The organism is Aeromonas aquatilis, assembly GCF_054052405.1.
Window position 1 is genome coordinate 1 of the sequence record NZ_JBSTYP010000076.1, and the last position, 18,188, is coordinate 18,188.

The following is an 18,188-nucleotide window of genomic DNA, read 5'->3' on the forward strand; positions in this document are numbered from 1 at the left end:
AATGTCAGCCCGGCGGAGTTTAACAAGAGGTATTGGAGAACTGCTCAGGCTGCTTGATCCGGGACTGTCCGATCTTGTCAGGACACCTCAGCAATTTGTCAGATACGGGCTACTCACCCACCACCTTTAATGCTTGAAAACCGCTAGCCAGGGAGAGATTCCCTTGGCTAGCCTGTTCTATGTGGTTGCTCCACCACTCCATCATGATTTGCCGCTGTTTGAAGTAGTCAGAGCTGTTATAGGCGCGGCGGATCTCGTTCTCATCGGCGTGGGACAGTGCCGCCTCTATGGCATCTGGGTTAAAACCCTGTTCGTTCAGCGTGGTGCTGCCCAGTGAGCGCAGGCCGTGGGCCACCAGCCTCCCGCCATACCCCAGTCGCCTTAAGGCCGCGTTGGCGGTCTGATCGTTGATATGGGTCATTGGATTACGAAGGCCGGGGAAGACAAAAGGGCGGTGGCCGCTGATTGGCCTCATCTGTTCTAGCAGGGCGATCGCTTGCGGGGTGAGTGGCACCCGATGGGCACGAACCATCTTCATCCGGTCTGCGGGGATATTCCAGACTTTGGCCTCAAGGTCGATTTCATCCCAGCGAGTACCTGCCGATTCACCGGGTCGAACCAGAGTATGAAGGCTCCATTCAATCTGGCGGCGAGTAGTGTGCTCTATACGGCCATTTGCGATATCAGCCATCAAAAGCGGTAGTTCATGCGGTTGAAGAGTCAGCATGTTCGTTTTGGTGGGAGCTTTGAATACTTTGCGGATATCGGTGCAAGGATTTGCTTCCAGCAGACCATGATTCACGCAGTAGCTCATGATCTCGTTGATATGGCGGCAAAGGCGGTGAAGGGTATCAAGAATGCCGGATGCTTCCACTGGGCGCAGTATCTCGATCACCTTGGGGGCGCGGATCTGGTCAATGGGCATCTCGCCGATAAAGGGCAGCACATACATTTCAAGCATGCGCCAATCTTTTTGGGCTGTCTTGGGCTTTACCCGATGGCTCTTTAGCTCCATCAGTTGACGCGCCATGCGCTCAAAGGTGTTGGCGGTGGCCTCTTGCTTGGCATGGGCAATCGCTGCCTGTTCTTCTTTGTGGATTTTGGGGTCGATCCCTTCAGCCAGCAGGGCGCGGGCTTCTCGCCGTAGTTCACGGGCTGCCGCAAGGGATACTTCCGGGTAGGTGCCAAAGCCAATGTTGGTGCGTTTTTTGTCGGAAGGCCTCTGATACTTGAAGACCCAGCGCTTCCCACCGTTCGGTTTAAGCCTTAACTCCAGTCCTTCGCCATCAGACATGGTTATTTCTTGGGCGTCTGCCTTGGCACTTTTCACCTTGGGGTCAGTTAGCCAGTTTGCCCCTGTCCTGCGCGTCTTCTTGTCCATCCAATGCCCCTAGTACCACTGAATTGAGTACCACAACGCTTGTGGTACTAATGATGGTACTAAATTAACTGGTTTCTGACGACGCCCTCGGACTGTTGTGGACAACAAAAAACCCGCAAAGCCTTACGCTGTGCGGGTTTCTGTTCTTTGTCGTTCCAGCTCGGAACTTAATTTGGTGGCCCCTGGGGGACTTGAACCCACGACCAATCGATTATGAGTCGACTGCTCTGACCAACTGAGCTAAGGGGCCAAATTGTGCATTTAGCGGCGTGGATTATAGGGGAAGAGGAAAGGGCAGTCTATAGGCATATCAACCACTTGGCGACTAATTGTCCAGGTCGATAGAGGGTGCAAAGCGGGTCATGAGGGTAAATGCCAGACAAAACAAAGCCCCGCATGGCGGGGCTTTGGCAGAGCAGTTTGACACAGGGTCAGGACTATTCGTCCAGGAAGCTGCGCAGCACTTCCGAGCGGCTCGGGTGGCGCAGTTTACGCAGTGCCTTGGCTTCGATCTGACGAATACGCTCACGGGTGACGTCGAACTGTTTGCCCACTTCCTCTAGGGTGTGGTCAGTGTTCATGTCGATACCGAAACGCATCCGCAGCACCTTGGCTTCACGGGCGGTCAGGCCAGCCAGCACTTCGCGGGTGGCGTTGCGCAGGCTTTCGCTGGTCGCCGCATCCGCTGGCAGAGCCAGGGTGGTATCTTCGATAAAGTCGCCCAAGTGGGAATCTTCATCATCACCGATGGGCGTCTCCATGGAGATAGGCTCTTTGGCGATTTTCAGTACCTTGCGGATCTTGTCTTCCGGCATACCCATGCGCATGGCCAGCTCTTCCGGGTTCGGTTCGCGACCCATCTCCTGCAGCATCTGACGGGAGATACGGTTGAGCTTGTTGATGGTCTCGATCATGTGTACCGGGATTCGGATGGTACGGGCCTGATCCGCGATGGAGCGGGTAATGGCCTGACGGATCCACCAGGTTGCATAGGTCGAGAACTTGTAGCCACGACGGTATTCAAACTTGTCTACCGCCTTCATCAGACCGATGTTGCCCTCCTGGATCAGATCCAGGAACTGCAGACCGCGGTTGGTGTACTTCTTGGCGATAGAGATAACCAGACGCAAGTTGGCCTCAACCATCTCTTTCTTCGCACGGCGGGCCTTGGCCTCACCGATGCTCATGCGACGGTTGATATCCTTGATCTGGGCAATCGACAGACCGGTCTCTTCTTCAATCTGCTGCAGCTTGCCGATGGCGCGCTGAATGTCCTCGTCCATTTCAACCAGACGGGGAGACCAGGCTTTACCAGCCTGCTTCTGGTATTCAAACCAGGCAGTTTCACACTCGTTGTTGGTGAAGGCCGCGACGAAGGTTTTCTTCGGCATCTTGGCCTGCTCCACGCAGAGCTTCATGATGATGCGTTCCTGCACGCGGACGCGCTCCATCATCTCGCGCATGTTGTTGACCAGGCGATCGAACTGCTTGGGCATCAGGCGGAATTGACGGAATACATCGGCCAGCTGGGCGATGGCGGCCTGGGTATCTTCGTGCGCGCGACCATTCTTCTGAATGGAGAGGCGGGTCACTTCATACAGGGCACGCAGTTCGCCAAACTTCTCGCGAGCGACTTCCGGATCCGGACCACCGTCACCATCGTCGTCAGAGCGGTCGCCATCTTCGTCTTCGTCTTCTTCGTCTTCTTCATCTTCGTCGGCCAGGTCGTCTTCGCCGAGTTCGGAACCGATATGCGTGGCGGTAGGTGCCATGTCATCAGCTTCGTTCGGGTCAACAAAGCCAGAGATGATGTCAGAGAGACGGAGCTGCTCGGCTTCGTACTTGTCGTACTGTTCGAGCAGGTAAGTAATTGCTTCAGGGTACTCGGCTACGGAGCTTTGTACCTGGTTGATACCGTCTTCGATCCGTTTGGCGATGTCGATTTCGCCTTCACGGGTCAGCAGTTCGACGGTACCCATTTCCCGCATGTACATGCGGACGGGATCGGTCGTGCGACCAATCTCAGATTCAACAGATGCCAGAGCCTGGGCCGCTGCTTCGGCAGCGTCCTCATCGGCGGTACCACCTTCTGCCATGATAAGGTCATCGGCATCCGGAGCGTTTTCAACCACTTGAATGCCCATATCGTTGATCATCTGAATGATGTCTTCGATCTGGTCTGAATCGACAATGTCTTGCGGGAGGTGATCGTTCACCTCGGCATAGGTCAGGTAGCCCTGTTCTTTACCTTTGGCAACGAGGAGTTTAAGCTGAGACTGCGGGGTTTGCTCCATAGAACTCATCCGGTTGGTGTTGCTAGGTTGCGCGTACAGTGCGCTGCTGCGCAAATAGCCAATTCTAATAGAAAACCGCCAGACATGCTATGTCTGGTTGCGGCGTCGGTCATGAGAAACCCCTGCCCGCAGTATTGTCGGGGCCAGGCGGTTATAAAATTTTTGCTTTTCATCCCGTCGATTCGGGCAACGCTATCCATATTGGGACTAATCACTTAAATATCAAGCCCCACTCTCATTTCTTTTCTCAATTTGCACCTCTCTTATCAGCATCATCAGCTCTTGGGTTTCTTCGGAGCTTAGTCCTTCCTGAGCCACTTTGGCCTGCAATTCTTCGATCCGCTGTTTCAGAAACTGGTTGATGAAGCCGACGAAGGTGTCCTGCAATTCTCCCAGAATATCCGGCTCCTGATCGAGTTTGATCTCCTCGAACAGGTCGTGCATGGCCAGCTGAGCAAGGATCTCTCCCTCCTTGGTACCACGCCAGTGTTCCAGCAGGATACCGGTTGTGATACCGGGCTGTGCCAGGATTTGCTGGTGCAGTTGCAGCAGGAACTTGATGCCCTGTACGCGTAGTCCGGCCAATTCCGGCATGGGGGGAAGTTCAGCCGTTACCGCCGGATATTGCACCATCAGTGCCAGCGCACGCCGTAGTGGCGTCAGTTTGGCTGCCTTGGGTTTGTTGACCTCGGCCTTGGGCTGACTGTTGCGGGCAAACAGTTCGGCGATCCGTTGCTTGTTCTCGCCCCAGCGCATCATGCTGGAGAGGCGGGTGATCAACCCTTCGCGGGTAAACCCTTCCGGTACGCGGCGAATAAGCTCGGCGGCCTTGTTGGCCACTTCGAACTTGCCAGCCTCACCGGAGAGCGCCGCATCCCGGCCGAGACGCTCGAACATGAAGTCGGCGAACGGTTGGGCTTCATCGAGCAGGGCTTCAAAGCCCTCCTTGCCGATCTGGCGTACCAGCGAGTCGGGATCCTCGCCATCGGGCAGGAACACGAACTTCAGCTCGCGGCCATCCTGCAGATGAGAGAGGGCATTATCCAGCGCGCGCCAGGCGGCTTCACGACCGGCGTTGTCACCGTCGTAGCAGCAGACTACCTCGGCGGTGGTGCGAAACAGGGTGTGGATATGGTCGCTGGTCGTTGCAGTACCCAGGGCCGCCACCGCATAGTCGATGTCGTACTGACCGAGTGCCACCACATCCATGTAGCCTTCCACCACCAGGATCCGGCGTGGATCCTTGTGTGCCTGCTTCACCTCGTAGAGACCGAACAGCTCCCGCCCTTTATGGAAGATGGGGGTCTCTGGCGAGTTCAGGTACTTGGGGGTGCCATCACCCAGCACCCGGCCACCGAAACCGATGACCCGGCCACGCTTGTCGCGGATCGGGAACATGATGCGATCGCGGAAACGATCATAGCTGCCCGGGCCATTGTCACGGGTGATCAGCATGCCGCCCGAGATAAGCAACTGCTCGTGATCCCGGCTGGAACCAAAGCGGCGGCGCACCTGATCCCAATCGCTGGGGGCATAGCCGATATTGAAGCGCTTGACCACTTCGCCAGTCAGACCGCGACCTTTGAGGTACTCCACCGCATGGGGAGCACTCTTGAGGTTGCTCTCGTAGAAGCGGGCGATCTGGTTCATCAGCTCGAACAGATCCTTGCTTACGGCGGGCTGGCTATTGGCCGAGCCGCCGATGCTCTGCTCGCGAGGTACCTGCATGCCCTGCATGCTGGCGAGCTCTTCGATGGCATCGGGAAATTCTAGACCGTCGTACTCCATGACAAAGCCGATGGCGTTGCCGTGGGCGCCACAACCGAAACAGTGGTAGAACTGCTTCTCCTGGCTGACGGTAAAAGAGGGGCTTTTTTCGTTATGAAAAGGGCAGCAAGCCTGGTAGTTCTTACCGGCTTTTTTCAGCCGCACTCGCGAGTCGATCAGCTCGACTATGTCTGTGCGTACGAGCAGATCGTCGATAAAGGATTGGGGGATCCTGCCTGCCATAACCGTCCTGTTTCATTGCGGAGAAAATAAAAAAGCCGCGCATTCCAAGGGAAGCACGGCTTCTTCGACCAAACAAGAGAGTTGCCTGTTACGCCAAGCGGGTTTTCACCTGAGCACTGACGGCGCCGACATCGGCACGCCCCTGAATTTTCGGCTTCAAGACAGCCATGACCTTGCCCATATCAGCCATGACGGCAGCACCACTTTCAGTGATGGCTTGCTCGATCAGAGCGGCAATTTCATCTGCGGTCAGCTGTTGCGGCAGGAATTCCTGCAACACAACGATCTCGGCGGACTCTTTGTCGGCGAGATCCTGGCGACCGGCAGCTTCAAATTGGCTGATGGAATCGCGGCGCTGTTTAACCATTTTGGTCACGACAGCGAGGATATCCTCATCATTCAGCTCGATACGGGTATCGACTTCACGTTGCTTGATTTCTGCCATCAACAGGCGGATCGCTCCCAGACGTGCCTTATCTTTGGCAAGCATGGCGAGTTTTTGTTGATCCTTAAGTTGATCCTTCAGAGACACGGCAATATCTCCCGATTAGTACAGGCGGATACGACGTGCGTTTTCGCGAGACAGCTTCTTGGCGTGACGCTTGACAGCAGACGCTTTGGCGCGCTTACGAATGGTAGTCGGCTTCTCGTAGAACTCACGGCTACGAACTTCGGACAGGATACCGGCTTTTTCGCAAGAACGCTTGAAACGACGCAGAGCAACGTCAAACGGCTCATTTTCACGGACTTTGATTACTGGCATGTGCCTTTCACCTCAGTGATAAATTGTTAGCTGACCTTCAATCGATCAGCATGTCTTAAAATGGTGCGAAATTATACTCTGGACAGGGAATGAAAGTAAACCCGCAGAGATCGCTCTGGTTTAAAAAACCCGCGAAGGTTACCATAGCCGTCTCATTTTAGCAGTGAAAATTTTTAGCAATGCGTGTATTGGGCATAGAGACATCCTGTGACGAAACCGGGATCGCGATCTTCGACGATCAAAAAGGGATCCTTTCCCATCAGTTATATAGCCAGGTCAAGCTGCATGCGGACTACGGTGGCGTCGTCCCCGAACTCGCCAGCCGGGATCATGTTCGCAAGACGATCCCGTTGATCCAGGCCGCATTGCAAGAGGCGGGACTGGGCAAAGATGACATCGACGGCATCGCGTATACCGCGGGGCCGGGTCTGGTTGGCGCCATTCTGGTGGGCGCCACTATTGGTCGTTCGCTGGCGATGGCATGGAACAAGCCTGCTATCGCTGTCCACCATATGGAAGGCCACCTGCTGGCTCCCATGCTGGAAGAGAAAGCCCCCGAGTTCCCCTTCGTGGCGCTGCTGGTCTCCGGTGGCCACTCCATGCTGGTGCGGGTCGATGGCATCGGCAGTTATCAGCTGTTGGGGGAATCCATCGATGATGCTGCCGGCGAGGCGTTCGACAAGACCGCCAAGCTGATGGGGCTGGACTATCCGGGTGGTCCGCTGCTCTCCCGTCTGGCCGAGAAGGGCACTAAGGGGCGCTTCCACTTCCCCCGTCCCATGACTGACCGTCCCGGGCTCGACATGAGCTTCTCCGGCCTCAAGACCTTCACTGCCAACACCATCGCCGCCAATGGTGATGATGAACAGACCCGTGCCGATATCGCTCGGGCGTTTGAAGATGCGGTGGTCGATACCTTGGCCATCAAGTGCCGTCGTGCCTTGAAAGAGACCGGTCTCACGCGCCTGGTGGTTGCCGGTGGCGTCAGTGCCAACCGTCACTTGCGCACTCAGCTGGCCGAGCTGATGGAGAGCCTCAAGGGTGAGGTGTTCTATCCGCGCACCGAGTATTGCACCGATAACGGCGCGATGATTGCCTATGCCGGTATGCAGCGCCTGAAAGCCGGTGTGTTTGAGCCGCTGGCGGTCAAGGCAGTACCTCGCTGGCCGCTGGATACCCTGGATCCGGTCTGATCCGTAGGATCCCGCCTTCTGGCGCGGTGGTGAGTATCAGGATGGCCTACGGCTCCTGCAATCAGGCAGCGGCGGTTATAGCGCTGCTGGCACGCGGTTGCTTTGGCTGCTGTCGCCGTGGTTGAGCCATCCGGATAAGACGTCTGGTCTGTTGCTGGCAGACAGCAAAACACAGAGTAAATAGATAAAAAAATCCCCGCCAGTTGGCGGGGATTTTTGTTTGGCGATCGGCAGGCGATGTGATTACAGCAGGATGCCGCCGAAGAAGAAGCCCAGTGCCACAGCGATGGCGATCGTGGCGGTGCCCGGTACGAAGAAGGGGTGGTTAAACACCGCTTTACCGATACGGGTTGAGCCGGTGTCGTCCATCTCTACCGCGGCCAGCAGGGTCGGGTAGGTCGGCAGTACGAACAGGGCGCTTACGGCCGCGAAAGAGGCAATCGCAGTCAGCGGGCTGACACCCAGTGCCAGTGCGGCAGGCATCAGTGCTTTGGTGGTGGCGCCTTGTGAATAGAGCAGCATGGCAGCGAAGAACAGCACCACGGCCAGCAGCCAGGAGTACTGGTTCAGCAGGTCGCCAGCGATCAGCTGGATGGTGTCCATGTTGCCTTTCACGAAGACGTTACCCAGCCAAGCGACACCCAGTACGCAGATACAGGCGGACATACCGGACTTGAAGGTCGGCATGTTGGTCACCTGGGTGGCGTCCAGTTTGCACACCAGGGTCATGATGGTGGCCGCGGCCAGCATAATGCCCATGATGGCGCCGTCACGGGGGATCGGCGGGTTGGTGATCAGGCCCACTTTACCGGAGATGGCGGTGGCATAAGCCATGACAGCAACGATGGCGGCGATGAAGATCCAGACCGACAGTTTGGCGTATGGCTTGATCTCAAGCTTGGTAGTACCACGCAGTTTGATCAGACCCTTGGCTTTACGCTCCAGATAGACTTCGTCCTGATCCAGCGGTTTGCCCATCATGTTGGCAATGAAGGCGCCCAGGATACAGGCCAGGAAGGTAGAAGGGATGCAGATGGCCAGCAGGGTCAGGTAGTCAACACCAAACGGCTCCAGCATGCCGGAGAAGGCAACCACAGCGGCAGAGATCGGGGAGGCTGTGATGGCGATCTGGGAGGAGACCACCGCGATGGAGAGCGGACGGGATGGGCGGATCCCTTGCTCTTTGGCCACTTCAGCGATAACCGGCAGGGTGGAGAAGGCGGTATGACCGGTACCGGCCAGCATGGTCATCAGATAGGTGACGACCGGGGCGGCGAAGGTGATGTATTTGGGGTTCTTGCGCAGCGCTTTCTCTGCCAGGGAAACCAGATAGTCCATCCCGCCAGCCAGTTGCATACAGGCGATGGCGCAGATGACGGACGCGATGATCATGATCACATCCCAAGGGATGTAGCTGACCAGTTGATCGCTCGGGATGGGCATGCCCAGACCCCACGTCAATACCAGTACCCCCAGACCACCGGCAAAGCCGATGCCGATGCTGCCTATCCGGGCCCCCAGATAGATAGCGGCGAGCACGACAAGTAACTCGATTCCAATCATAGCGATAACTCCATTTTTTAGTTTTTTGGTTTTTATTTGGCAAAAAGCCAATTCCCGATCGGGCTGGGGATAAAGACCAATCGGGAACTGACTTTATGGGCCGGGAAGATCCCGGCCCATACTCGCTTATACGGTGGCTTCGCGGGTGAAACGCTTGGCTTTGTATTGCGGGTTCATCAGGTTCTCGATGGAGAGGATTTCGTCCAGCTGCTCGGCGCTCAGCAGGCCGCGCTCCAGTACGACTTCGCGTACGTTCTTGCCGGTCTGGGCGCAGATCTTGCCAACGATGTCCCCTTCGTGGTGACCGATGAAGGGGTTCAGGTAGGTCACGATACCGATGGAGTTCAGCACGTGGTTCATGCAGATTTCCGGGTTGGCGGTGATACCTTCCACGCACTTCTCGCGCAGGGAGATACAGGCTTTTTCCATCAGGCTCAGGGATTCGAACATTGCCTGACCAATCACCGGCTCCATGACGTTCAGCTGCAGCTGACCGGCTTCGGCGGCGAAGGTGATGGTGATGTCGTTACCGAATACCTTGAAGCAGGACTGGTTGACCACTTCCGGGATAACCGGGTTGACCTTGGCCGGCATGATGGAGGAACCAGCCTGCATTTCCGGCAGGTTGATCTCTTTCAGGGCAGTGCGCGGGCCGGAGGAGAGCAGACGCAGGTCATTACAGATCTTGGACAGCTTCATGGCCAGACGCTTGATGGCGCCGTGCAGCATGACGTAGGCGCCGCAGTCGGAGGTCGCTTCGATCAGGTCTTCAGCCGGTACATAGGCACGGCCGGTGATCTCTGCCAGACGCTTGATGGCCAGCGCAGAGTACTCGGGCGGAGTGTTCAGACCGGTACCGATGGCGGTAGCGCCCAGGTTCACTTCCAGCAGCAGCTCCTGGCAACGCTTGATGGATTTGATCTCTTCGCGCAGGGTGACGGCGAACGCGTGGAACTCCTGACCCAGGGTCATCGGCACGGCGTCCTGCAGCTGGGTACGGCCCATCTTCAGGATCTTCTTGAACTCGTTAGCCTTGACGTCGAAAGCGGCGATCAGGTGCTCCAGTGCGTGCAGGGTCACATCGGTGCTGTTGACTACCGCTACGCGGAAACCGGTCGGGTAGGCATCGTTGGTGGACTGGCACTTGTTGACGTGGTCGTTAGGGTTGATGACGTCGTAACGGCCTTTCTCCAGACCCATGATTTCCAGGGCGATGTTGGCCAGTACTTCGTTGGTGTTCATGTTGACAGAGGTGCCGGCACCACCCTGGTAAACGTCGACCGGGAACTGGTCGAAGCATTTGCCGGTGTTCAGCATCAGGTCGCAGGCTTCTACGATCTTGTCAGCAATTTCAGGACGGATGGTACCCAGTTCGCCGTTTGCCAGCGCAGCGGCCTTCTTGGTCAGAACCATACCGCGGACGAATTCCGGAACGTCAGAAATCTTCTGAGAGCTGATCTTGAAGTTCTCGACAGCGCGCAGGGTGTGCACACCGTAGTAGAGATCATTGGAAACTTCTTTAGTGCCCAGCAGGTCTTCTTCAATGCGGACGTTCTTGATGTCGCTCATTGTAATGCCTCAGAAATCAGATAAATGGAAAAATCCTCACCGAGTGGTCGCGAGTTCCTTGCGCACAGCTCATCCTGAAGCACCACACATCGAGTGGGGCGGTAGGGAGGATGACCTCCCGAAAAACTAGGTAATATGCTACTCCAATTGAGGTATCGGTTATTAGAGGTGGATCACTAAATTTGAGACATTTTCAAATTACTTTGAAGAAAGTACACATATGTTATGAAGTTTTTATCATGATGATTTTTATAAATTTTTGTGATTTTTTGCTGGTTTTTTAGATTGCTGATGGCGTAGGAGTCAGTTGAATAACTTGAAAAGAGGGGGGCTGCCCCCATTTATTCAGGGCAGAAAGTGGTGATGACGGGGCGGCAAAATCGCCTCTGACCATCGTTGGATTGGCGCCACTTTTTCTTAATTTACCGGTGTTGGAGTGGATATGGGCAAGTTGTTTTTGTTGTTGGTGGGTCTGGTTGTACTGGAACTCACCGTGATGATCGAGGTCGGCTCGGTAATCGGGGCGCTGCCGACTGTCGGCTTGCTCATACTGACCGCGGTATTGGGCTCCTCGCTGGTGCGCAGTGAAGGGATCAAGACCCTGTTCAGCGCCCAGCAAAAGATGCAGATGGGCGAGATGCCGGGCCGCGAGGTAATGGGGGGCATGATGCTGGCGCTGGCCGGTTTGCTGCTGATTATCCCGGGTTTTGTGACCGACATTTTCGGTGTGCTGTTGCTGCAACCTTGGCTGCGCAACAAACTGGCTGACAAGCTGATCGGCAGCAGCCAGTTTCGGATGCAGATGGGGGGGGGCCAGCGTACTCAATCGCCGTTTGGCAGCGCACCATCCGATGATCATCTGGGGAACGCCAAGCAGGGCGGCACCACCATCGAAGGCGAATTTGAGCGTAAAGAGTAATCGACGAGACGAAAACCCGAGGCGAGTGACGGAATCAGGGTTTGCCCTGATGGCACAAGGCCTCGAAGCGGTGTCGGGCATACCACCATGCGAGGGTGCCCGCCGCCAGATTGGCCAGCAGTATCCCCAGATATATCCCCTGTTCTCCTCCCAGCTTTGCCCCCAGCCAGGCTCCTGGCAACAGAAAACCAAACAGCCGCAATCCGTTGAACAAAAACGAGATACTGGATGCTCGCACGCCATTGAGTGCCGAGGCCAACAGCATCACCATGCCCTGAAAGCCGTAACCGATCGGCACCAGATGCAGATAGAGAATGATGAGGCGAATGACCTGCGGATGATCGCTGAACAGGTTGGCGATGAGTGGCGCCAGTAGCCAGGTCAGGCCATAGATGGCGAGCTGGAACAGCAACGCAAACCCCATGCAGCTTTGTAGTGCAGCCTTGGCGCGGGCAGGATTGCCAGCGCCGCAGTTTTGCGAGATGAAAGGAGCCAGTACGGAGGCGAGGGCCATCATCACAATCAGCAGCAGTGCCTCGACCCGCGACGCGGCGCCGTAAGCCGCCACCACTTCTGTACCCAGACCGGCGAAAATCGTCATCAGTACTGCGTTGGCCAGCGGGTTGAGCATATTGGTAAAAGAGGCGGGGACGGCGACATGGAGCAGCGCCCGCCAGTGGGTCAGCAACCGAGCCCGCGGCGAGAGGCGCCACAGCAGCAAACCCTCCCGATGACGCAGGATATAGAGGCTGACAAGCATCGCCATCAACCAGGAGATAGAGGTGGCGATGGCGGCCCCGCGGATCCCCCATTCGGGAAAGGGGCCGATACCGAAGATCAACAGAGGATCCAGTACCCCGTTGACCAGCCCGGCTACTGCCATCACCAGACTGGGGGTTTTGGTATCGCCGGTCGCCCGGATGGCGGCATTGCCCACCATGGGCAGCACCAGCATGGGGACGGTGAGATACCAGATCAGCATGTAGTCATGGATGAGGGAGATAAGCTCGGCACTGGCGCCCAACAGGGTAAACAGAGGCTTGATGGTGAGAGCTCCCCCCGCGGAGAGCAGGGCCACCATGATCACCGCCAGAAACAGGCTGTCGGTGGCGAGATGGGCGGCCTCATCGTGTTTGCCCTGCCCCAGGGTATGACCGATCACCGCTGACAATCCGGCGCCCAATCCCATCGCCAGCGAGGTAACCACAAAAGTGACGGGAAAGGTAAAACTGATGGCGGCCAGAGCTTCGGTTCCCAGCATACCGATAAAAAAGGTATCGACCAGATTGAAGGCCAGAATGGCGATGATGCCGAAGATCATGGGGCCCGTCATCTGGCGCAGTACGACCGGAATAGGGGCTGTCAGCATGGGGTTGGTGCGGGTCAAGGGCTCGTCTCTACAGCTGGCTTTGAAGGTTCTGGCATGGAAACCGGGCGGCTTGAACCGACCTTGCTCCAGAGTGCGGACATGGCTGAACCATCGAAGATGTTTATAGTACGTGAAAAAATTTTTTTTGTATTTGCCCTTGAAGGGTTAGCAACTCTGCCCCACATCAGGGACATATCTAATTTGGCCTGGAACGGCCATTCCTCAAAGCAACAATGAGACTCATTTTGGGAGAGTTATCGATGAAAATTCGTCCACTGCACGACCGCGTCATCATCAAGCGCATCGAAGCTGAAGCCAAATCTGCCGGCGGTATCGTCTTGACTGGTACTGCGGCCCAGAAGTCCACCCGTGGTGAAGTGCTTGCCGTGGGGACTGGTCGCATCCTGGATAATGGCGAAGTCAAAGCGCTGGCCGTGAAGGTTGGTGACAAGGTTATCTTCAACGAAGGCTACGGTGTGAAGACCGAGAAGCTGGATGGTCAGGACGTCCTGATCCTCTCCGAAACCGACATCCTGGCGATTGTCGAAGAGTAATCCATCCTCCTTTTCCCCGAATTGATTTAAGGATTGAAGAAAAATGGCAGCTAAAGACGTTAAGTTTGGTAACGAAGCCCGCATCAAGATGCTGGAAGGCGTAAACATCCTGGCTGATGCCGTCAAGGTGACTCTGGGCCCGAAAGGCCGCAACGTGGTGCTGGACAAGTCCTTCGGCGCCCCGACCATCACCAAAGATGGTGTGTCCGTTGCGCGCGAGATCGAGCTGGAAGACAAGTTCCAGAACATGGGCGCCCAGATGGTCAAGGAAGTGGCTTCCAAGGCGAACGATGCCGCCGGTGACGGTACCACTACTGCAACCGTTCTGGCTCAGGCTATCGTCAACGAAGGTCTGAAAGCCGTTGCCGCCGGTATGAACCCGATGGATCTGAAGCGCGGTATCGACAAGGCCGTTGTGGCTGCTGTTGCTGAACTGCAAGCACTGTCCCAGCCGTGCGCTGACAGCAATGCCATTGCTCAGGTGGGCACCATCTCCGCTAACTCCGACGAGAAAGTGGGCAAGCTGATTGCTGAAGCCATGGACAAAGTGGGTCGCGATGGCGTCATCACTGTTGAAGATGGTCAGGGTCTGGAAGATGAGCTGGCAGTTGTTGAAGGTATGCAGTTCGACCGTGGCTACCTGTCCCCCTACTTCATCAACAAGCAAGAGACCGGTTCTGTCGAGCTGGACGACCCGTTCATCCTGCTGGTTGACAAGAAAGTCTCCAACATCCGCGAAATGCTGCCGGTGCTGGAAGGTGTTGCCAAAGCGGGCAAACCGCTGCTGATCGTTGCCGAAGACGTAGAGGGCGAAGCCCTGGCTACTCTGGTGGTCAACACCATGCGCGGTATCGTGAAAGTGGCTGCCGTCAAGGCGCCGGGCTTCGGTGACCGTCGCAAAGCCATGCTGCAGGATATCGCCGTACTGACTGGTGGTACCGTTATCTCCGAAGAAGTTGGCATGGAACTGGAAAAAGCGACTCTGGAAGATCTGGGTCGTGCCAAGCGCATCGTCATCACCAAAGAGAACACCACCATCATCGATGGCGTGGGCGATGCCGGTGTGATCGAAGGCCGTGTTGCCCAGATCCGTCAGCAGATCGAAGAGACCTCTTCCGATTACGACCGTGAGAAGCTGCAAGAGCGCGTAGCCAAGCTGGCTGGCGGTGTTGCCGTGATCAAGGTTGGTGCTGCCACCGAAGTCGAGATGAAAGAGAAGAAAGCCCGCGTGGAAGATGCCCTGCACGCTACCCGCGCCGCTGTTGAAGAAGGTGTGGTTGCCGGTGGTGGTGTAGCGCTGGTGCGCGTAGCTGCCAAGCTGACTGGCCTGCGTGGTGATAACGAAGACCAGAACGTGGGTATCAAGGTTGCACTGCGCGCCATGGAAGCCCCGCTGCGCCAGATCGTGATCAACGCTGGTGAAGAAGCCTCTGTCATTGCCAACGCGGTGAAGAACGGTGAAGGTAACTTCGGTTACAACGCTTACACCGAGCAGTATGGCGACATGCTGGTCATGGGTATCCTGGATCCGACCAAGGTGACCCGTTCTGCCCTGCAGTTTGCCTCTTCCATCGCCGGTCTGATGATCACCACCGAGTGCATGGTCACCGAACTGCCGAAGAAAGATACCCCTGCCATGCCTGACATGGGCGGCATGGGTGGCATGGGCATGATGTAATCATCCTCCTTGCTCTGTTTGACAAACGGCTCGCTCAAGGCGAGCCGTTTTTTTATATCTGGCTAAACTGAGTCTGTTGAGACAGCAAATATGGGGGCGATATGAAAATGTTTGGTTGGCTGACACTACTGTGTTCATTGGCCATCATGCCGGTGATGGCTGCTGAGGCGCTGACTGGGCCGGTGATCCTGAAAGTGGGTGGCAACATCAGGTCGGCAGACGAAGTTGATGGCAAGGTGTTGTTTGATCTGGCCAAACTGCAGGCGCTGCCGCAACATGAGATAGTGACCGGCAACCCGTGGGTGGATAAGCCGCATGCCTACAGAGGCCCAAAACTGGCCGATGTATTGGCTGCCGTCGGCGCGGATGGCAAGACCATTACGTTGACGGCGCTGAACAGTTTCCAGATCCACATTGAATGGGACAAGGTTGCCAAATACGACCCTATACTTGCGTGGGAAGACAATGGCGTCGTCATGAGGGTGCGCGACAAGGGACCAATCTGGTTTATGCTGCCTCTAGATCAATATCCGGAATTGAAGCGCTCTGAATATACCGACATGATGATCTGGCAGCTGGATTTGATAGACATTCAACACTGATAAAAATGTCACGGGAGCATGGGGTGAAAGGAAAGACCAGGGCGTGGCCACTGCTCGTCATTCTGTATGTATCCATCCTGTCGTTTACCGGGAGCACCCTCTATTGCCTGATGCAGATCCAGAATGCGACCAGGGCTATGGAAAAATACACCTACGATGTCTCTTGGGCGCTGATGCAATTGCAGCTGGAGCTCGGACGTTTTCTCAATGCGGTAGAGGTCTATCACTATGGCGGGATTGATCATGACACCTTGATGCTGCGTTATGACATTCTCTGGAGCAGAACGCCCATCCTGTTGAGCGGCCAGCTGCGCAAGAGCATGCAGGACAAGCAGAAAACCTTGCGTCTGGTGCAGCTGATTGAAACCAATATTCGCCAAATAGAGCCCGAGATCACCCAGTTGCAAAGCGGGGCATCTGACTATCAGCAGATAATGATGCGCCTTGCCCCGCTGCAAGAGCCGCTTTCCTACTCCCTTGCCTCCGTTATGCAGAAGAACATCAACATTTATTCCGAGAACGACCGCTATTTTGGTCAGCTGCGTAATGCCCTGCTGTTGATGGTCTCCGGTCTGGTTGTCTCGGTGCTGCTGCTCAGCATGCTGCTTATATATGAAGGGCGCCGTCATTTCAGAGTGGCCAGACGGGATCCGCTGACCGGGTTGTCCAATCGGGTTGCCTTGCTGGAGCGGATGGAGTTATACGCCACTCAAGAAGTACCGTTCGGACTGGTGCTGGTCGATATCAACGACTTCAGGGATATCAACAGCAAGTTTGGCTATGACACCGGTGATTATCTGCTCAGTGAGTTTGCCACCCGGATCCGGGTGCTCTGTGAAGAGAACGAGTGGAGCGGACGTCTGGGGGGGGATCAATTTGCCATTATTCAGCGTGGCAGCAGTGATTTGCGTCAGGTCAGGGAGTTGATAGCACGGCTGCTGCATGCGCTGAAGCAAGATATCGTCTATGACAACTATCCCTTCCGGCTCGAAGTCGGGATCGGGATTGCCTTCTATCCGATGGACAGTGACAAGACTCAGGAGCTGTTGAGTCGTGCGGAACAGGCGCTATTTCATAGTCGCAAGACCCATGTCCCCTATGTGATTTACGATAATTCCCTATTAAATGAAACTGCGCGCCGCAAACATCTGGCCTCGGACATGATCATGGCGCTGGAACACAATGCGCTGGAGCTCTATTACCAACCCATCGTCAATCTCGAGAGTGGCCGCTGCGAAGCTGTCGAGGCTCTGCTGCGCTGGCGGCATCCGGAGCTCGGCTTCATTCCGCCAAACGAAGTGATCATGGTGGCAGAAGAGTTCCAGCTTGCCGAACGGGTGGGCAGCTGGGTGCTGAACACCGCTTGCGAGCAGCTCTATCAGTGGCACCAGCTTGGTATGGTTGATCTACAGATGTGCGTGAATATCTCGCCTGGCATGTATCAGCGCAATTTGCTCAAACTGGTGGCCAAGGCATTGATGGAGCACCACCTGCCTGCCCGTAGCCTGGTCCTGGAGGTCACGGAAGATACCACCATGCGTGAAGTGAAGAACTCGCTGCAACTGATGCAGGATCTCAATCAGCAGGGTGTTCTGTTGGCTCTGGACGATTTTGGTACCGGTTATTCATCTTTGAGTTATCTGCAAAAGTTACCGGTCAGCAAAGTGAAGATCGACCGCTCCTTTATACAGGGCATTGACACTTCAATGGAGGCATCCGAACTGGTCGCCAATATTTGCCGGATGGGGTCGATGCTGGGCAAGAGTCTGGTGTGTGAAGGAATTGAGACACAGGCCCAACTGGATGTGCTGCGATCCCTGACCGATATCCACTTGTATGGACAGGGCTATCTGTTCAGCCGACCGGAACAGGCGGAGAAAATCTATCAGACCTTGTTGGAGATGGAGGAGCTTTGGCTGGCGCGTCAACAATCCGAAATGGCTTATATGAGTTGAGAGGGAGCTTGCCTGTCATCTGCCTCCAGAATGTGTGATTTAGCTCGAACTTTCTTCATTTTGTTTGTTGTTTGAACGGTTGTGCGGTTTTATCAAAAAAACATGCAATTTAGTCTTGCCAGAAAGAATCTGTTCCCTATAATGCGCCTCCATCGACAGGGCAAGCGGCAACGCAAACAACCTCGTCGATAACCTCGAAAAGCCTTTGCAAATAAGGCTTGACTCGAGAAGGCGGTTGAGTAGAATGCCACTCCCGCAGCAACGAACTGTTGCGTCGCTCTTTAACAATTTGAATCAAGCAATCTGTGTGGGCACTCACAGCATCGAACATCAAAAAC

Annotated in this window: 15 protein-coding genes and 1 tRNA gene; 6 read left to right on the top strand and 10 right to left on the bottom strand. The window is 55.7% G+C overall.

What is annotated here, in order from left to right; genetic code table 11:
• Positions 1–109 precede the first annotated feature (109 nt).
• The 6 genes from ACW5W8_RS21240 to rpsU all read right to left on the bottom strand — a co-directional run bounded on the left by ACW5W8_RS21240 (position 110) and on the right by rpsU (position 6,448).
• Positions 110–1,381 carry an integrase domain-containing protein gene (locus ACW5W8_RS21240; protein WP_498630223.1) on the bottom strand — a complete coding sequence of 424 codons (1,272 nt, stop codon included), beginning with the start codon at positions 1,379–1,381 and terminating at the stop codon, positions 110–112.
• Between the two features lie 173 nt (positions 1,382–1,554).
• A tRNA-Ile gene (locus ACW5W8_RS21245) sits at positions 1,555–1,631 on the bottom strand.
• A 187-nt stretch (positions 1,632–1,818) separates the two neighbouring features.
• The gene (rpoD, locus tag ACW5W8_RS21250; RefSeq protein ID WP_498630244.1) at positions 1,819–3,714 is read right to left on the bottom strand and encodes an RNA polymerase sigma factor RpoD; all 1,896 of its coding nucleotides are present in this window, start codon (positions 3,712–3,714) and stop codon (positions 1,819–1,821) included.
• Positions 3,715–3,897: 183 nt separating this feature from the next.
• The gene (gene dnaG / locus ACW5W8_RS21255; RefSeq protein ID WP_498630225.1) at positions 3,898–5,685 is read right to left on the bottom strand and encodes a DNA primase; all 1,788 of its coding nucleotides are present in this window, start codon (positions 5,683–5,685) and stop codon (positions 3,898–3,900) included.
• A gap of 88 nt (positions 5,686–5,773) precedes the next feature.
• Positions 5,774–6,217, bottom strand: coding sequence for a GatB/YqeY domain-containing protein (locus ACW5W8_RS21260; RefSeq protein ID WP_005349081.1), 444 nt, complete (start codon positions 6,215–6,217; stop codon positions 5,774–5,776).
• A 15-nt stretch (positions 6,218–6,232) separates the two neighbouring features.
• Positions 6,233–6,448, bottom strand: a complete 216-nt coding sequence (gene rpsU, locus ACW5W8_RS21265) for a 30S ribosomal protein S21 (RefSeq protein WP_005309452.1) — start codon at positions 6,446–6,448, stop codon at positions 6,233–6,235.
• 179 nt (positions 6,449–6,627) lie between these two features.
• On the opposite strand from rpsU, the gene tsaD reads away from it, so the two are divergent.
• Entirely contained in the window at positions 6,628–7,641 is a 1,014-nt protein-coding gene (gene tsaD, locus ACW5W8_RS21270) for a tRNA (adenosine(37)-N6)-threonylcarbamoyltransferase complex transferase subunit TsaD (protein ID WP_498630228.1), read from the top strand.
• A 243-nt stretch (positions 7,642–7,884) separates the two neighbouring features.
• On the opposite strand, the gene ACW5W8_RS21275 is transcribed toward tsaD, so the two are convergent.
• Both ACW5W8_RS21275 and aspA read right to left on the bottom strand, forming a co-directional pair.
• Positions 7,885–9,204, bottom strand: a complete 1,320-nt coding sequence (locus ACW5W8_RS21275) for an anaerobic C4-dicarboxylate transporter (RefSeq protein WP_498630230.1) — start codon at positions 9,202–9,204, stop codon at positions 7,885–7,887.
• Between the two features lie 126 nt (positions 9,205–9,330).
• Positions 9,331–10,773 (bottom strand): aspartate ammonia-lyase, encoded by a 1,443-nt coding sequence (aspA, locus tag ACW5W8_RS21280; protein WP_498630232.1) that lies wholly within the window; start codon positions 10,771–10,773, stop codon positions 9,331–9,333.
• Positions 10,774–11,215: 442 nt separating this feature from the next.
• Between aspA and ACW5W8_RS21285 the strand changes: the two genes are divergently transcribed.
• On the top strand, positions 11,216–11,692 hold the full coding sequence (locus ACW5W8_RS21285; RefSeq protein ID WP_498630234.1) for an FxsA family protein: 477 nt from the start codon (positions 11,216–11,218) through the stop codon (positions 11,690–11,692).
• Positions 11,693–11,726: 34 nt separating this feature from the next.
• On the opposite strand, the gene ACW5W8_RS21290 is transcribed toward ACW5W8_RS21285, so the two are convergent.
• The gene (locus ACW5W8_RS21290) at positions 11,727–13,061 is read right to left on the bottom strand and encodes an MATE family efflux transporter (protein WP_233267795.1); all 1,335 of its coding nucleotides are present in this window, start codon (positions 13,059–13,061) and stop codon (positions 11,727–11,729) included.
• A 260-nt stretch (positions 13,062–13,321) separates the two neighbouring features.
• On the opposite strand from ACW5W8_RS21290, the gene ACW5W8_RS21295 reads away from it, so the two are divergent.
• From ACW5W8_RS21295 to ACW5W8_RS21310, 4 genes are all read left to right on the top strand, one after another.
• Positions 13,322–13,615 carry a co-chaperone GroES gene (locus tag ACW5W8_RS21295; RefSeq protein ID WP_005340573.1) on the top strand — a complete coding sequence of 98 codons (294 nt, stop codon included), beginning with the start codon at positions 13,322–13,324 and terminating at the stop codon, positions 13,613–13,615.
• Positions 13,616–13,658: 43 nt separating this feature from the next.
• On the top strand, positions 13,659–15,293 hold the full coding sequence (gene groL / locus ACW5W8_RS21300; protein WP_498630236.1) for a chaperonin GroEL: 1,635 nt from the start codon (positions 13,659–13,661) through the stop codon (positions 15,291–15,293).
• Positions 15,294–15,394: 101 nt separating this feature from the next.
• On the top strand, positions 15,395–15,895 hold the full coding sequence (locus ACW5W8_RS21305; protein ID WP_498630238.1) for a putative pterin-binding protein: 501 nt from the start codon (positions 15,395–15,397) through the stop codon (positions 15,893–15,895).
• Between the two features lie 23 nt (positions 15,896–15,918).
• Complete coding sequence (locus tag ACW5W8_RS21310; protein WP_498630240.1) at positions 15,919–17,850, top strand: putative bifunctional diguanylate cyclase/phosphodiesterase; 1,932 nt, start codon at positions 15,919–15,921, stop codon at positions 17,848–17,850.
• Positions 17,851–17,986: 136 nt separating this feature from the next.
• On the opposite strand, the gene ACW5W8_RS21315 is transcribed toward ACW5W8_RS21310, so the two are convergent.
• Positions 17,987–18,188, bottom strand: a 202-nt coding sequence (locus ACW5W8_RS21315; RefSeq protein ID WP_498630242.1) for a hypothetical protein, incomplete at its 5' end; no start/stop codon positions are given.

Coding starts and splice junctions, on each gene's coding strand:
- ACW5W8_RS21240 (WP_498630223.1), bottom strand. CDS start 1,381: ATGGACAAGAAGACGCGCAGGACAGGGGCAAACTGGCTAACTGACCCC.
- dnaG (WP_498630225.1), bottom strand. CDS start 5,685: ATGGCAGGCAGGATCCCCCAATCCTTTATCGACGATCTGCTCGTACGC.
- rpsU (WP_005309452.1), bottom strand. CDS start 6,448: ATGCCAGTAATCAAAGTCCGTGAAAATGAGCCGTTTGACGTTGCTCTG.
- tsaD (WP_498630228.1), top strand. CDS start 6,628: ATGCGTGTATTGGGCATAGAGACATCCTGTGACGAAACCGGGATCGCG.
- ACW5W8_RS21275 (WP_498630230.1), bottom strand. CDS start 9,204: ATGATTGGAATCGAGTTACTTGTCGTGCTCGCCGCTATCTATCTGGGG.
- aspA (WP_498630232.1), bottom strand. CDS start 10,773: ATGAGCGACATCAAGAACGTCCGCATTGAAGAAGACCTGCTGGGCACT.
- ACW5W8_RS21285 (WP_498630234.1), top strand. CDS start 11,216: ATGGGCAAGTTGTTTTTGTTGTTGGTGGGTCTGGTTGTACTGGAACTC.
- ACW5W8_RS21290 (WP_233267795.1), bottom strand. CDS start 13,061: ATGCTGACAGCCCCTATTCCGGTCGTACTGCGCCAGATGACGGGCCCC.
- ACW5W8_RS21295 (WP_005340573.1), top strand. CDS start 13,322: ATGAAAATTCGTCCACTGCACGACCGCGTCATCATCAAGCGCATCGAA.
- groL (WP_498630236.1), top strand. CDS start 13,659: ATGGCAGCTAAAGACGTTAAGTTTGGTAACGAAGCCCGCATCAAGATG.
- ACW5W8_RS21305 (WP_498630238.1), top strand. CDS start 15,395: ATGAAAATGTTTGGTTGGCTGACACTACTGTGTTCATTGGCCATCATG.